The sequence below is a fragment of the Hymenobacter psychrotolerans DSM 18569 genome (genome assembly GCF_900142395.1).
GTDB classification, from domain to species: domain Bacteria; phylum Bacteroidota; class Bacteroidia; order Cytophagales; family Hymenobacteraceae; genus Hymenobacter; species Hymenobacter psychrotolerans.
In genome coordinates, this window is the sequence record NZ_FRAS01000001.1 from 106,267 (window position 1) to 118,952 (window position 12,686).

The 12,686-nt window shown below is 61.1% G+C and carries 13 protein-coding genes; 5 read left to right on the plus strand and 8 right to left on the minus strand.

Annotation, left to right across the window (positions count from 1 at the left end; genetic code table 11):
- Positions 1 to 14: 14 nt before the first annotated feature.
- The 8 genes from BUE15_RS00470 to BUE15_RS00505 all read right to left on the minus strand — a co-directional run bounded on the left by BUE15_RS00470 (position 15) and on the right by BUE15_RS00505 (position 6,855).
- Positions 15 to 884 (minus strand): DUF6089 family protein, encoded by an 870-nt coding sequence (locus BUE15_RS00470; protein ID WP_073280732.1) that lies wholly within the window; start codon positions 882 to 884, stop codon positions 15 to 17.
- A gap of 126 nt (positions 885 to 1,010) precedes the next feature.
- A complete protein-coding gene (locus BUE15_RS00475; RefSeq protein WP_073280733.1) occupies positions 1,011 to 1,904 on the minus strand; it encodes an NAD kinase in 894 nt (297 codons plus the stop codon).
- Positions 1,905 to 1,939: 35 nt separating this feature from the next.
- Complete coding sequence (locus BUE15_RS00480) at positions 1,940 to 3,415, minus strand: POTRA domain-containing protein (RefSeq protein WP_139252058.1); 1,476 nt, start codon at positions 3,413 to 3,415, stop codon at positions 1,940 to 1,942.
- Between the two features lie 12 nt (positions 3,416 to 3,427).
- Complete coding sequence (locus BUE15_RS00485) at positions 3,428 to 4,114, minus strand: CBS domain-containing protein (protein ID WP_084548718.1); 687 nt, start codon at positions 4,112 to 4,114, stop codon at positions 3,428 to 3,430.
- A 184-nt stretch (positions 4,115 to 4,298) separates the two neighbouring features.
- Complete coding sequence (locus BUE15_RS00490) at positions 4,299 to 5,075, minus strand: alpha/beta fold hydrolase (RefSeq protein ID WP_073280735.1); 777 nt, start codon at positions 5,073 to 5,075, stop codon at positions 4,299 to 4,301.
- 4 nt (positions 5,076 to 5,079) lie between these two features.
- Positions 5,080 to 5,697, minus strand: coding sequence for an anthranilate synthase component II (locus BUE15_RS00495; RefSeq protein ID WP_073280736.1), 618 nt, complete (start codon positions 5,695 to 5,697; stop codon positions 5,080 to 5,082).
- 63 nt (positions 5,698 to 5,760) lie between these two features.
- Positions 5,761 to 6,291 carry a CvpA family protein gene (locus BUE15_RS00500; RefSeq protein WP_073280737.1) on the minus strand — a complete coding sequence of 177 codons (531 nt, stop codon included), beginning with the start codon at positions 6,289 to 6,291 and terminating at the stop codon, positions 5,761 to 5,763.
- 99 nt (positions 6,292 to 6,390) lie between these two features.
- Positions 6,391 to 6,855 carry a GatB/YqeY domain-containing protein gene (locus BUE15_RS00505; RefSeq protein WP_073280738.1) on the minus strand — a complete coding sequence of 155 codons (465 nt, stop codon included), beginning with the start codon at positions 6,853 to 6,855 and terminating at the stop codon, positions 6,391 to 6,393.
- 154 nt (positions 6,856 to 7,009) lie between these two features.
- On the opposite strand from BUE15_RS00505, the gene BUE15_RS00510 reads away from it, so the two are divergent.
- The 5 genes from BUE15_RS00510 to BUE15_RS00530 all read left to right on the plus strand — a co-directional run bounded on the left by BUE15_RS00510 (position 7,010) and on the right by BUE15_RS00530 (position 12,632).
- On the plus strand, positions 7,010 to 7,723 hold the full coding sequence (locus tag BUE15_RS00510; RefSeq protein WP_073280739.1) for a pyridoxine 5'-phosphate synthase: 714 nt from the start codon (positions 7,010 to 7,012) through the stop codon (positions 7,721 to 7,723).
- Positions 7,724 to 7,767: 44 nt separating this feature from the next.
- A complete protein-coding gene (mnmH, locus tag BUE15_RS00515) occupies positions 7,768 to 8,802 on the plus strand; it encodes a tRNA 2-selenouridine(34) synthase MnmH (RefSeq protein WP_073280740.1) in 1,035 nt (344 codons plus the stop codon).
- A gap of 60 nt (positions 8,803 to 8,862) precedes the next feature.
- The gene (gene selD, locus BUE15_RS00520) at positions 8,863 to 9,921 is read left to right on the plus strand and encodes a selenide, water dikinase SelD (RefSeq protein WP_073280741.1); all 1,059 of its coding nucleotides are present in this window, start codon (positions 8,863 to 8,865) and stop codon (positions 9,919 to 9,921) included.
- A 6-nt stretch (positions 9,922 to 9,927) separates the two neighbouring features.
- Complete coding sequence (locus BUE15_RS00525; RefSeq protein WP_139252059.1) at positions 9,928 to 10,542, plus strand: PH domain-containing protein; 615 nt, start codon at positions 9,928 to 9,930, stop codon at positions 10,540 to 10,542.
- Positions 10,543 to 10,745: 203 nt separating this feature from the next.
- Positions 10,746 to 12,632: a sensor histidine kinase gene (locus BUE15_RS00530; RefSeq protein ID WP_073280743.1), complete on the plus strand. Its 1,887-nt coding sequence runs from the start codon at positions 10,746 to 10,748 to the stop codon at positions 12,630 to 12,632.
- Positions 12,633 to 12,686 lie beyond the last annotated feature (54 nt).

A 12,686-nucleotide genomic window follows, 5' to 3' on the forward strand; every position in this document is an offset into this window, starting at 1 on the left:
GCCAGTGAGACTGACTAGCGGAATTTGGGGCTCTTAACGCGCGGAGCAAGGATGTAGTTTACGGTAATGCCCGTAGTTACATACCAATCATCCTCGTCGCTCTTGCCACGCTGGCTGCCGGGAGCGTTGAAATTAGCGAATTCACCCGTGTTGCTCAGAGCGTTGCCGCCACCGAAATACTTGGCAGCATCCGAGCTGAGCGTAGACTGATCTACATACACGGTGCTTACGTCGTCAAGATAGTCATTGAACGTCTTACGGAAGCCCACTTCCAGGCCTACGTCGAAGCTTTTGTTGACTTTATAGCGCACACCACCACCGAAAGGAATGGCGATACCGGCTTTGTCGTAGGAAACACCTTCTGTCTTCAGCGGCTGCAGATCAACCCAGCTGCCATTGCGGTTACCCTGGGGGTTGCCGGTGTAACCAGCAATACCACCGAACACATAAGGAACCAGATCAGGACGCTTCACATACGTGTTGCGGTTCGGAATCAGGTCGAAAATACCTACAACGGAGAGCTCTGCCAGGTTATTGCGGAAGCTCATGTTGCGGTTGTAGCGGTATTTTGCGTCCGGGTCGTTCGGATCAGCTGCTTTGGAGTCGTCGCCGGTGATGGTACCGTAGGCCAGAGCGGCACGGGCCGAAATCCGGGGCGTGAAGCGGTGAGTGAAGCTGGCTCCAACGTTGAGGCGCGTAGCACCAAAGCGCAGGCTAGGAACGCTGGGCTTGGGCGTGATGTCGCCGAAGTAGTTCATCGCATTAATGGTCAGGCCCACAGAGTTGTACTGCTTTCGCTTACTGAACTGCTGTGCACTAGCTTCTGTGGCTACCAGCGGCAAGGCCAGTACCAGCGCTAGGGTGTAGGTGACAATTTGCTTCATATGGAGCGGTGGTTAAGAATATCAAAGGTGATGAAGAATGAAACCAAGAAAGGCACACTCACAGTCAGCGACAAAATTAGGAGATACCGGGAACTAAAAAAACAAATAGTAGAAAAAGAATATCTACTATACCGGCGTTCCGGCCGGGTTTCGGCGGTCGAGCCCCCAATTCAGTTTACTGCGCAAGGTACTCAGGAAGTTAACATGGTTCAGTTTTACGAGACGAACTGTGAAATTTTCACGGCGAACCGCAATCTGTATTCCAGCATCAACTGCTACCGAGCGTGAATCGAGAGAAAGCAGAAATTGGTTGCTTCTGCCCTCTATTTCAAATGAAATCACGCTACGGTCGGAGACAATGAGGGGACGCACATTGAGGTTGTGCGGACATACGGGAGCAATAATGAAATTGTTTGTTTGCGGCAACATTACCGGACCTCCGCAGCTAAGCGAGTAGCCCGTAGAGCCGGTGGGCGTGGCTACTACCAGCCCATCGGCCCAATAGGAGTTAAGATACTCCCCATCGATGTAGGTGTGCACGACAATCATGGAAGAAGTGTCGCGCTTGAGGATACTGAACTCGTTGAGGCCAAAGTTGATACCGTCGAACACTTCCGGGTCCGTATCAACCCGTATAAGGCTGCGCTCTTCCAGTACGAAATGCCCTTTAAACAGAGCGTCCATGGCCTGCGCAATCCGGTCGGGGGTGATGGTAGCCAGAAAACCAAGGCGCCCGGTATGAATACCCAGGATTGGAATCTGATAGCTGCCTACATAAGTAACCGTGTCCAGCAACGTTCCGTCGCCGCCGATGCTGAGGGCAAACTGCACGCCCCGCAGCGAATCGCCACGCCTAAAGGTGCGGATGCTTTCGGGCAAAGCCAATCGGCTACTCAGGTGCTCATAAAAAGGCGCCGCTATGCTGATTTCAGTCTGGCGACGGAGCAGATCGTCCAGCAAGTCTTGCACGAACTGCAGGCTTCCGTCATCAAAAGGCTTCCCAAGAATGGCTATTTTCATAATGAAAGCGTAACCCGAGCAACGGGACGAAGTGGTCAGATAGGAAACTCGGAGCGAAGAAAAAACCCGCCTTGCCCACGCAGATTACGCGTGTATTCGGCCGTGAACACCCGGTCGTAGTACGTAACCAAGTGCAGGGCCACGCCGGCAGACGCCAGCAAGCGCCGGGGCAGGTAGTTGCCGCCTGCGGCAGTTGGCGCCCCCACATAACCGGCATCGGCAAAGGTATTTAAATACAGCACCAGCGGAATGGTATTGATTTTGGGGTTGCTGACTCCTTTCAGCTTCACTCGTCCGGCATCGAAAATGCGGTAGCTGAGCCCCTGCTGCAGCAGCGCGTAATGCCGACCATCTATTACGTATGCATCGTAGCCACGGACGAGAGCTTCGTAGCCGAGGGCACGGTTGTCGGCGTAGCTGAGGCGGCGGCTGAACCGCAATTGCCCCTGTATTGCCGCACTATAGTAGAGTGGCCCACCCAGCGCCAGGTAGCGAGCATAGCGGGCCCGCGCCAGCAGTTGGGGCGGGGCGGCATCGGCCAGGAAGTGCCGGTACACCAGGGCAGCCTGGGCGTAGCGGCCCGTGAGTGGATAAGCGAAAGTGTTGCGCTGGTTGAGCGTGCCACTCAGGCCGAAATCGAAATACTCGCGGCGGGTGCGCCCAAGATAGTAGTCGGGGTTGAGCAGGTTGATGGAGTCGGATATCTGCTCGTGGTGGTAGCTCACATCCAGCGCCGCCAGCAGCTGCACGGTGCGCCGCCACCGCAGCCCGGCCGTATAGTACTGCCGCTCTATCGGACTGCCCGCAACGGGCCGAAACGTAGCCAGCTGGTCTGCTACGGTGGCGTAGTCGAGGGCGCGGGCGCGGTAGTAGGAGGCGCCGGCCCCGAACCCAATGCGCCGCCGCCGGCCATAGCCGGGGGCCTCGTAAAACAGCTCATACTTGCGGTTGAAGCCCAGCTGCAGATTGCCGCGCACTACTTCGTTGCGCCCCCGGAAATTGTTGCGCGTCAGGTGCAGGCCGTAATCCACGCGGCTCCACCGGTCGGAGCGGTTCGCCCAGGCGCGGAAGTTGCGGTCGGCCAGGGAAAAGATGGGCACCGGAAAGGTATACCACCGCTCCTGCACGCTGAAAAGCACCGCCAGCTCGCCGTTGCGGCAGGCTACCTGCACCAGCACCTGATGGAACAGCTGCAGATTGAACAGGCGCCGCCGATTAGCTTCCAGCTGCTTTGCCAGCCGAGCAGCCGTCAGCGTGTCGCCTTCCCGGAAGTCCAGCTCAGCCCGCAGAATACGCTCTTTAGTGACGCTATTGCCGACAAACAGCACCGAGGCAACGCGCAGCAGCGGATAGCCGGGGCACTGCGCCTGTACCAGGCTGTCCAGGGTTTCGCGCCGCAGAGAATCGGGGGAAGCCAAGGCATAGCCTGGAGCAGCGGGCAGGTGGGTGCCGGCCCTTGCGGCAAAACCCACGGCAAGCAGCACTACCAGCAGCCAGAGCCGGTTGCTCATCAGGAACGGCACTTACAGGCTCAGGTACTTCAGCAACGCGTTGTAGCGTTCCTGCTCGTCTTCGCCCAGCTCGCCAATGCCGTTGAACTGCGCCGTGATGGTGTAGCCGAAACGTTCCAGCGTGGCCGCAATCCGGGTGAGATTGGGGGTATTGACTTTGAGCGTGAGCCGAATGCGGTACGGGTCCAGCTCGTCCTGCGCAACGTGGGCACTCAGGATTTTGGCGTTGTTTTCCTCTATGTAGCGGCTGATGGTGGTCAAGGAGTAGTCGCGCTCCTCCATGGACAGCACCAGTACGGCCCCCTGCCCGGCCGCCACAGGCTGCTGCCCGAAAGCGGCCAGCGTATCATTCACAGTCACGACGCCCATATATTCCTGCGCTTCGTTGAGGACGGGCACGAGCTGCACTTTATTCTGGATGGCCATTTCCATGATGCTGTAGAAATGCTGGTCCTGCTGCACGTGCACATTGGCGTAGCCCAGGGCCAGGCTCTCGAGCAGCTGGTCGCGCTTATCGTCCTGCTCGAAATCCAGCAGGTCGCTTTCCGTAACCAGGCCACGGTAGCGACGGTTGTCGAGCACCGGCAGCTGGCCTACATGGAATTCCTCCAGCCACTTGGCCGCTTTCCCGACGGTATCCGACACCTTCAGTGGCGGAATCATCTGGTTGAGCAAGTCTTCGGCAATCATCGTGTGCATGGCGGAGGCGTTGGGAAGCGGAGCGGTAGCGCTACCGTCAGATTCCTTCGGAAAGAAGATACGAAAAGCAGCTTGGGTTGGCCTGTAGGAAGCTGATTTTTAGGTAAAAGGTTTTGCACAAGCATCGGGCCAGATGGCAGCGGCCCAGCGCCTGCACCAAAAACAGCCTGCTTCCGCCGGTAGTTTAGCTTACCAAAGCGCCTTCGGTGTGAACAAGAAATTGCTGAAGCAGTGCATTAAACGCCTGCGGGCGCTCCATCATCGGGGCATGGCAGCAATGGTCGAGGAAGCGCAGCTCGGAGTTTCGGATGAGACGGTGGAACTCGTGCGCTACCAGCGGCGGTGTAATTGTGTCGTTCAGGCCCCACACCAGCAGCGTAGGCACCTTGATGCGGCCGAGCTCCTTGCCCAGGTTGTGCCGCTGCGCCGAGCGCGCAATACTGATGATGCGCAGGCACTTGACGTTGGAATTGGTGATGCTGAACACTTCATCTACCAGTTCCGGCGTGGCTACGGCCGGGTCGTAGAAGGTGTAGGCCACTCGTTCCTGCACGTAAGCATAGTTGCCGCGCTTGGGAAATGAGCCCCCCATGCTGTCTTCGAACAGGCCGCTGCTGCCGGTGAGCACCAGCCGCGACACCCGCTCGGGGTTGCGGAGCGTGTATTCCAGCCCTACGTGGCCGCCCAGCGAGTTGCCGAGCACCGTAACCGGCTCGGCGAGGCCGATGGCCCGTACGAAGCCTTCCACGTATTTCACCAGGCCCGGTACACCAGCCTGCGTCAGGGGCATATCATAGATGGGCAGTAGCGGAATGATGACCCGATAGGAGCGGCTGAACTCGGCTACGACTTCCTGCCAGTTGCTGAGTGCCCCAAACAGGCCATGCAGCAACAACAGCGTGGAGCCACTGCCCTCATCTACGTACTGAAAATCGTCGTGTGCTTTAATCTGCAATTCCATCGTCTCAACGTGCCGCCGGAGGATGAGAAACCGGCTTGCCCTCTTCTACAATGATACAATACCGAACCCAATTGCGCAGCATGGCCAGGCCGTGCGTGGTAAGCAGCGCCTCGGGGTGAAACTGCACGCCCACCAAAGGCAGCGTGGTGTGGCGCAGCGCCATTATTTCCTGCTCGGCATCGGCGGTGTGGGCCAGTGCGCGCAGGGTGGGCGGCAGGTCCTTCACAATCAGGGAGTGGTAGCGCGTGACGGGCAGCTGCGCGGGCAGGCCCCGGAACAGTGGGTCGTTGGTGGCAACGCGCAGCTCCGTGACTTTGCCGTGCATGGGCCGGGCGGCCCGGCTTAGCGTAGCCCCAAAAAATTCTCCCAGCGCCTGATGGCCCAGGCACACGCCCAGCACCGGCACCCGCTGGTGCCAGTCGGCCAGCACCTGCAGCAGGTTGCCCGCCGCAGCCGGCGTACCGGGCCCCGGCGACAATACCAGCGCATCGAACTGGTGCTCCTGCAGCGCCGCCGCCGGCACGTCGTTGCGCACTACTTCCACCTCACAACCCAGCTGCCGGAAATAGTCCAGCAGGTTGTAGGTGAATGAATCGAAGTTATCGAGTAGCAGCAGGCGCATGGAGTGGCAGAAACGAAGCAGCAGCGTGGCTTATCCTGTAAACAACTTACGCAGGCTGCCCGGCTATACCACCGTAAAAGCTTCCCGCAGCCGATCAAGCAGGGTGCCGGCAAACGGCAGTATAAACCCCACAATTTCCAGCGCAACGGGAGTAGCCTGATGCACCAGCGGCAGCACCTGCGAATCGGTAAGGAGCGTGGGCGCAATCAGCTGCACGCCCGCCATACCAACGCCGTGCAGCAGTAGGCTCAGGCCCAGCACCCACTTCAGCACGCCCGCCAGCCCGCCGCCCAGGTTGTCGAGCATGCCGAGGGGTGTGAGGTGAACCGCTTTTTTCACGAAGCTGCCCAGCAGATGCACGCCCCACACAATGGCCACGAACACCAGCACAAACGTCACGAACGGCAGCAGCCCGAACGCCTCGCCCACATAGTGCCGCACCAGCGGAATGGCATCGTTGAGCAGCACCAGCCCGCCAATGGCGCCCAGTATAAACGCCAGCAGCGAGGCAACTTCCAGCACCAGCCCCCGCCGGAAGCCCTTCACGGCCCCGATGCCCAACGGAAGTAGCAGCAGAATATCGAAAGCGGACATAGAAGGCGAAGACGAGCTAGTGAGGTTGGCGCTCCGGCAGGTTAGTTGCCTTCTACCGGAGCGCCACTCCTATCCTGCAGCAGCCTATTGCTGAAGGCTTTACAGGTTAGTGTTATTGAGCAGGTTGCTGACCACCTGCGAAATCACCCGGCCATCGGCTTTGCCAGCCAGCTCACGCGCCGCTACGCCCATCACCTTGCCCAGGTCGGAGGGGCCGGTGGCGCCCACGCGCTGAATGATGCCCACAATGATTTCCACCAAATCGGCCTCAGAAAGCTGCTGGGGCAGGTATTCCTCGATGATGGCCAGCTCGTTGAGCTCCACTTCTTCGAGGTCGGAGCGGAACTGCTTCTGGTAGGTTTCGGCGGCCTCGCGGCGCTGCTTGGCCTGCTTGGTCAGGAGCTTGATTTCGGCTTCCGGCGAGAGGGCCGCGCCGTGCTGGCCCTCGGCGGTTTCGGCCAGCAGAATCTGCGACTTGATGCTGCGCAGCGTGGTCAGGCGTACTTTGTCTTTGGCCAGCATGGCCTTCTTGATATCAGCGTCGATGGTTTCTTTCAGAGCCATAAGTCAGGGGAAATGAGGTGCAAGATTACGTTTTTTGCCGCAAGGCGACGTACTAAGGCCGCCGCGAAAGCTGCCGCCCGGAAACCGGAACGGCAGGGCGCTGGTTTGGGTGCGTATCTTTGGCTACGTACCACCCCGCTAATTCTTCCTACGCATGACCAAGCTTAGCGTAAACATAAATAAAATAGCCACCCTGCGGAACGCCCGCGGCCACAACCGCCCCGACCTGCTGCAGGCCGCCCGCGACTGTGAGCGGTTCGGGGCGCAGGGTATTACGGTGCATCCGCGGCCGGATGAGCGGCACATCCGCTATCAGGACGTGCGCGACCTGAAAGCCGTAGTGACCACCGAGCTGAACATCGAAGGCAACCCCACGCCCGACTTCCTGAACCTGGTGCGCGAAGTGCGGCCCGAGCAGGTGACCCTAGTGCCTGACGCGCCCGACGCCATTACGTCGAACGCCGGCTGGGACACGGTGCGGCACCAGATTTTCCTGATCGGGGTGGTACAGGAGCTTAAGGCGCTGGGCTGCCGCGTCAGTATCTTCCTCGACCCCAGCCCGGAGATGGTGAAGGCCGCCGTAGCTACCGGCACCGACCGGATTGAGCTCTACACCGAAGACTACGCCCGCCTCTACCCCACCGACCCCGCCGCCGCGCTGGCCCCCTACCAGACGGCCGCCGTGCTGGCCCAGCAGCTCGGACTGGGCCTGAACGCCGGCCACGACCTGGACCTCGACAACCTGGCCTATCTGAAGCAGAACCTGCCCGGCCTGGAGGAAGTCAGCATTGGCCACGCCCTGATCTGTGACGCGCTGTACCTGGGCCTGGAAAACACGATTCAGCTCTACCGCCGGCAGCTGGTATAAGCAAGCAGCTTGACGCATCAACCCCGGATCCTCAGCCCTATATAATGCCCCGACTTACCATCCAGGATTTTCTGCAAGACGACTCCGGCGCGCCTATTCTGGATGCCCGGGCACCGCTGGAATACGCGCAGGGCCACATTCCCGGGGCCGTGAGCTTCCCGCTGTTTTCAGACGAGGAGCGTGCACGTATCGGCACGATGTATAAGCAGGTAAATCCCGACAAAGCCGTGCTGCTGGGCCTGGACCTGTTTGGGCCGAAAATGAGCCGGATGGTGCAGCAGGCCCAAAAGCTGGCGCCTGGCAAGCAGGTGCGGCTGCACTGCTGGCGCGGCGGCATGCGCAGCGGCGCCGTGCAGTGGCTGCTGGAGCTGGCCGGGTTTCAGGTGCAGCTCCTCGACAAAGGCTATAAGGAGTACCGCCGGTGGGTGTTGCAGGAGTTTGAGCGCCCTAGGCCACTGCTGGTGCTGGGCGGCCTCACCGGCTCCGGCAAAACCGCCGTGCTGCACGCCCTCAGCGCCCGGCAGCCCGTGCTTGATCTGGAAGGACTGGCCAGCCACAAAGGCTCGGCGTTTGGCAGCATCGGGCAGCCCAGCCAGCCCACGCAGGAGCAGTTCGAGAATGATCTGGCCTTGCAGCTGGCGCATATGGAGGCAGAAAAGCCGGTATGGGTGGAAGACGAAAGCCGCACGATTGGCAGCGTGCACGTGCCGCCGCCCTTGTTCCAGCAGATGCAGCAGGCTCCGCTCGTGCTGCTGGAGATTCCGCGGGAAGTGCGCGTGCGCAAGCTCGCCGAAGAGTATGGCCGCCAGGATGCCGGCGCGCTGGCGTCTTCCGTTCTGCGGATTCGTAAGCGGCTGGGCGGGCTGGCCACCAAAGAGGCGCTGGCCGCTATTGCCGAAGACGATATGGAGAAAATGGTCAGCCTCGTGCTCGACTACTACGACAAAACCTATTCCCACGGCCTCAGCGGCCGCCCCGCCGTCCGGGTGCCCTCCGATACCTGCGACGCAGCCGTAAATGCCGAGCTGGTGCTGGCAGCCGCTCAAAAGAACTGGCCGGCCGCCATGCTCAACGGCTGATTTCAAGCTGAACTACTGACTGGCCCCAGGCTCACTCTCCTACCCCGCACTCCCTCTCCGATGAATACACCCGAAACCTCTCCCGACCAGATTCGCCTGACGCAATACAGCCACGGGGCCGGCTGCGGCTGCAAAATTGCGCCCAAGGTCCTCGACCAGATTCTGCACACCAGCATTCCGCAGCCCCACGATGCGCAGCTGCTGGTGGGCAACTCCTCGCGCGATGATGCAGCCGTGTATGATATTGGCGGCGGGCAGGCCATCATCAGCACCACCGACTTCTTCATGCCGATTGTGGATGATGCCTACGATTTCGGCCGGATTGCCTCTGCCAACGCCATTTCTGATGTGTACGCCATGGGCGGGCGCCCCGTCATGGCCATTGCCGTGCTGGGCTGGCCCATTGATAAGCTGGCCCCGGAGGTAGCACGCCGCGTAATTGAGGGCAGCCGCAGCATCTGCGCCGAGGCCGGAATTCCGCTGGCCGGCGGCCACAGCATCGACTCGCCCGAGCCTATTTTTGGACTGGCCGTCACGGGCCTGCTCGACATCAAGAACCTGAAGCAGAACGATACCGCCACGGCGGGCTGTGAGCTGTTTCTGACCAAGCCCCTGGGCGTGGGCATGCTCACCACAGCGCAGAAACGCGGCATTCTGCGCCCCGAGCATGAGCAGATTGCCCCGCAAAGCATGATGCAGCTCAACAAAATAGGCGAAGAGCTGGGCCGCCTGCAGGCCGTGCGCGCCATGACCGATGTAACGGGCTTCGGGCTGCTGGGCCACCTCTCGGAGGTGTGCGAAGGCAGCGGGCTGACTGCCGACATTGAGTTCAGCAAGGTGCCGCTGCTGGCGGAAGCGGCCGAATACTACGCCCAGAAATCCATTCCGGGCGGCACAGTGCGCAACTGGGACTCCTACGGCCACAAAATCGGCAGCCTCTCTGACGAGCAGCGCGTCTGGCTCTGCGACCCGCAAACGTCGGGGGGCTTGCTGGTGTGCGTGGAGCCGGCCGGCCGGGCCGAAGTGCAGGCGGTTTTCGCGCGGCACGGGCTGGCGCTGGAGCCGTTTGGTACCCTGCGCGAGCATCAGGCTGGCGAGCCCTGGATTCAGGTACGCTAAGGGCCGGTGAAGACATTTGCACTGCTACGGCCCCTGCTGGAGTTTGGGGCCGTAGTGATGGCGCTGCTGGTAGGGCTGCGGCTGCTGACGGGGCTGTTTACCGGCAAGCGCCACACGTTCACGCTCACGTTTCAGCGGCAGGTGGCGCTGTTGTTCTGGCCGCTGCTGTGCCTGAGCATGGGGCTTCCGTTTCTGGCCTCGTTCCTGTTTGCCGACGCCATTTCTACGTTCGAGCTGGTGCTGCTGCTGGTATTTTCGGCGCTGGTGCTGGGCTTTGCGGCGCCGGCGCTGCTGCTGCACCTGCAGTATTACGCGCACAATCAGGCCACGGCCGTCGTTTTCGAGCCCAAGCAGAACGTGCTGGAGGTATACCAAGGCGGCCAGCGCATTCCGTTCGGCCGCTCCGACCTGGTGCGGGTGGAGCATGTGCGCTGTACATCGCGCCGCCTGTTCTGGAGCAACTACGAGTACCTGCAGCTTCATCTTAGCGGCGGACAGGTGCTCACGCTTACTTCGCTGCTACTGAAACTGGGGCCACTGGCTGAATTCCTGCGCAACACCAGCCTGCATACCAGCCAGCAGCTGTTTTGCATAATCCGAACACACAGCCCCGCTTCCTAAGCCAGCCATGCGCCGGCTTAGGGAAGGCCTATAGCGAGTACCTGACGCCTAAACTCCATGCAGCAAAGCTACTGCTCGTCTCCTGGCAGGTCCTTGCCAGCAACCTATTCCAGAAGTAGCCGCACGGCAGCTATATTTGTTTTTTGAATTTCTTCCTGATGGGGCGGGTGTTACGCTGGGCTTTACTGTTGTGCTTTATTAGTGTGGGGCTTCCCGTACTTGCCACAGCACCGCCAGCCAGCGCCGCAACCATCACCAGGCTCAAGAGCCAGCTGGCCGCTCACCCCACCGATACGGCCCGGGTCCGGCTGCTGGCCGCTCTCTGCTACGAACTGCACGATACCAGCCCAACGCAAGCCCTGGCCTACGGCGAACAGGCAGTGCGCCTGGCCACTGCCCTGCCCGACCCGCCGGGCCTGCTTCGCAGCCTGCTGAACCTGGGCAGCTGCTACGCCAACCTCTCCGACGCGCCTTATGCCCTGCAGCTGCAGCAACAGGCTCTGACTCTGGCCCGCCAGCTACACGACAACGACGGTATAGTGCGCGCTTACACCAGCATTGGGGGCGTACACCACGAGCGCGACGATACCGTAAGTGCCCTGCAGAACTACACCCAGGCCCTCCGGCTGGCGTACGCCAAAGGTGTCCGCGCTAATACGCGGCTGCTGCTGTTCGGCAATCTGGGCAACCTGCACTCCTACCTGCGCAACTACCCGCAGGCGCTGCTCTACACCCGGCGGGCCCTCAACATGGCCCGCACCAGCGGCGACAAGCCCGGAGAATCGCTGTATCTGGCGCATCTGGGCACTTTCTACTACCAACAGGGCCGCCTCAATACGGCTGAAGGACTGTTGCGCCGAGCTATTACGCTGGCCGAGCCGCTGCACATCCCGCGGATTGAGGCGGGCCACCTGGAGTTACTGGCCGTAGTGCTTTTGCTCAAAGACCAGCTGCCGGAAGCCGAAACGCTGACCCGCCGCGCCCTGCTGCTTTCCCGGCAATCGGGCTACCAGGAAGGCTTGCGTGAGGGGTACAACATCATGGCCGAAATCAGTGAGCGGCGGCAGCAGTATCAGCAGGCGCTCGGCTGGGAAATGCGGTTTCGGGAGCTGAACGACTCGCTCAACAGCCTCTCGCGCCTGAATACGCTGGCTGCCCTGCAAACCCGCTACGATACCAAAGAGAAGGAAAGCCAGATCCGGCTGCTCACCCAGCGCGGCGAGATGCAGCAGCACCGCAACCGGGAGTTGTGGACCGTGGTGGGCGCGCTGGTGCTGGGGCTGGGCGGCATGGGCGTGCTGTATACCCAGCTCCGCAAAAGCCGGGCGGCGCTGGCCACCAACAATGCGGCCCTGCAGCACGCCACCCACGAGCTACGCGAAGTAGCGGCTTCCAAAGACCGGCTCTACGCTATTGTAGCCCACGACCTGCGCGGGCCCGTCACGTCGTTCGTGGGCGTTACGGAGCTGATTGAGTTCTATCTGCGGCAGGGCGACGAAAACGGCCTGCGCCGTTTGCCGGCGCTGGTGCGCCAATCGGCGCAAAGCCTCAACGGCCTGCTCGACAACCTGCTCAACTGGGCGGTCAGCCAGACTGGGGAACTGGTCAGTCAGCCCGAAGCTTTGCCTGTCGATTCGCTGTTTGCTGAAATAGAAGAACTGTACCGGACTACCGCCCAGGCCAAGCAGATTGAGCTAAGCACCCTCGCCGCCGCAGACCTGCGCGTGTGGGCCGACCGCAACATGACGCGCACAATTCTGCGCAACCTGGTGGGCAATGCGCTCAAATTTACGCCTGCCGGCGGGCGTATTGCCCTTTCGGCCCGGCCCGCTCCCGACGGTGCCGGTGTGCTGCTTTCCGTGGCTGATTCCGGCCGCGGAATGGATGCCGGCCAGATTGCAACCCTGCTCAGCAGCAACGCTTCAGTGCCCGCCCTGACGGCCAACCGCAACAGCCGCTCCGGCACCGGCCTGGGAATACCGCTGTGCCGGGCTTTTGCCGAGCGGCTGCAGGGCACATTATCATTGCAGAGCGCGCCCGGCGAAGGCACTACGGCGTACGTACACTTGCCGGCACCACCGGTTAGCTAGCGTAGCGGCGCAGGTTTGCCCGCTACTCCCGACCTTTGCCCTTCTCACTTTGCC

Bases quoted from the DNA above. Each gene is read 5' to 3' on its own strand.
- BUE15_RS00470 (WP_073280732.1), bottom strand. From the start codon at position 884: ATGAAGCAAATTGTCACCTACACCCTAGCGCTGGTACTGGCCTTGCCG.
- BUE15_RS00475 (WP_073280733.1), bottom strand. From the start codon at position 1,904: ATGAAAATAGCCATTCTTGGGAAGCCTTTTGATGACGGAAGCCTGCAG.
- BUE15_RS00480 (WP_139252058.1), bottom strand. From the start codon at position 3,415: ATGAGCAACCGGCTCTGGCTGCTGGTAGTGCTGCTTGCCGTGGGTTTT.
- BUE15_RS00485 (WP_084548718.1), bottom strand. From the start codon at position 4,114: ATGCACACGATGATTGCCGAAGACTTGCTCAACCAGATGATTCCGCCA.
- BUE15_RS00490 (WP_073280735.1), bottom strand. From the start codon at position 5,075: ATGGAATTGCAGATTAAAGCACACGACGATTTTCAGTACGTAGATGAG.
- BUE15_RS00495 (WP_073280736.1), bottom strand. From the start codon at position 5,697: ATGCGCCTGCTGCTACTCGATAACTTCGATTCATTCACCTACAACCTG.
- BUE15_RS00500 (WP_073280737.1), bottom strand. From the start codon at position 6,291: ATGTCCGCTTTCGATATTCTGCTGCTACTTCCGTTGGGCATCGGGGCC.
- BUE15_RS00505 (WP_073280738.1), bottom strand. From the start codon at position 6,855: ATGGCTCTGAAAGAAACCATCGACGCTGATATCAAGAAGGCCATGCTG.
- BUE15_RS00510 (WP_073280739.1), top strand. From the start codon at position 7,010: ATGACCAAGCTTAGCGTAAACATAAATAAAATAGCCACCCTGCGGAAC.
- mnmH (WP_073280740.1), top strand. From the start codon at position 7,768: ATGCCCCGACTTACCATCCAGGATTTTCTGCAAGACGACTCCGGCGCG.
- selD (WP_073280741.1), top strand. From the start codon at position 8,863: ATGAATACACCCGAAACCTCTCCCGACCAGATTCGCCTGACGCAATAC.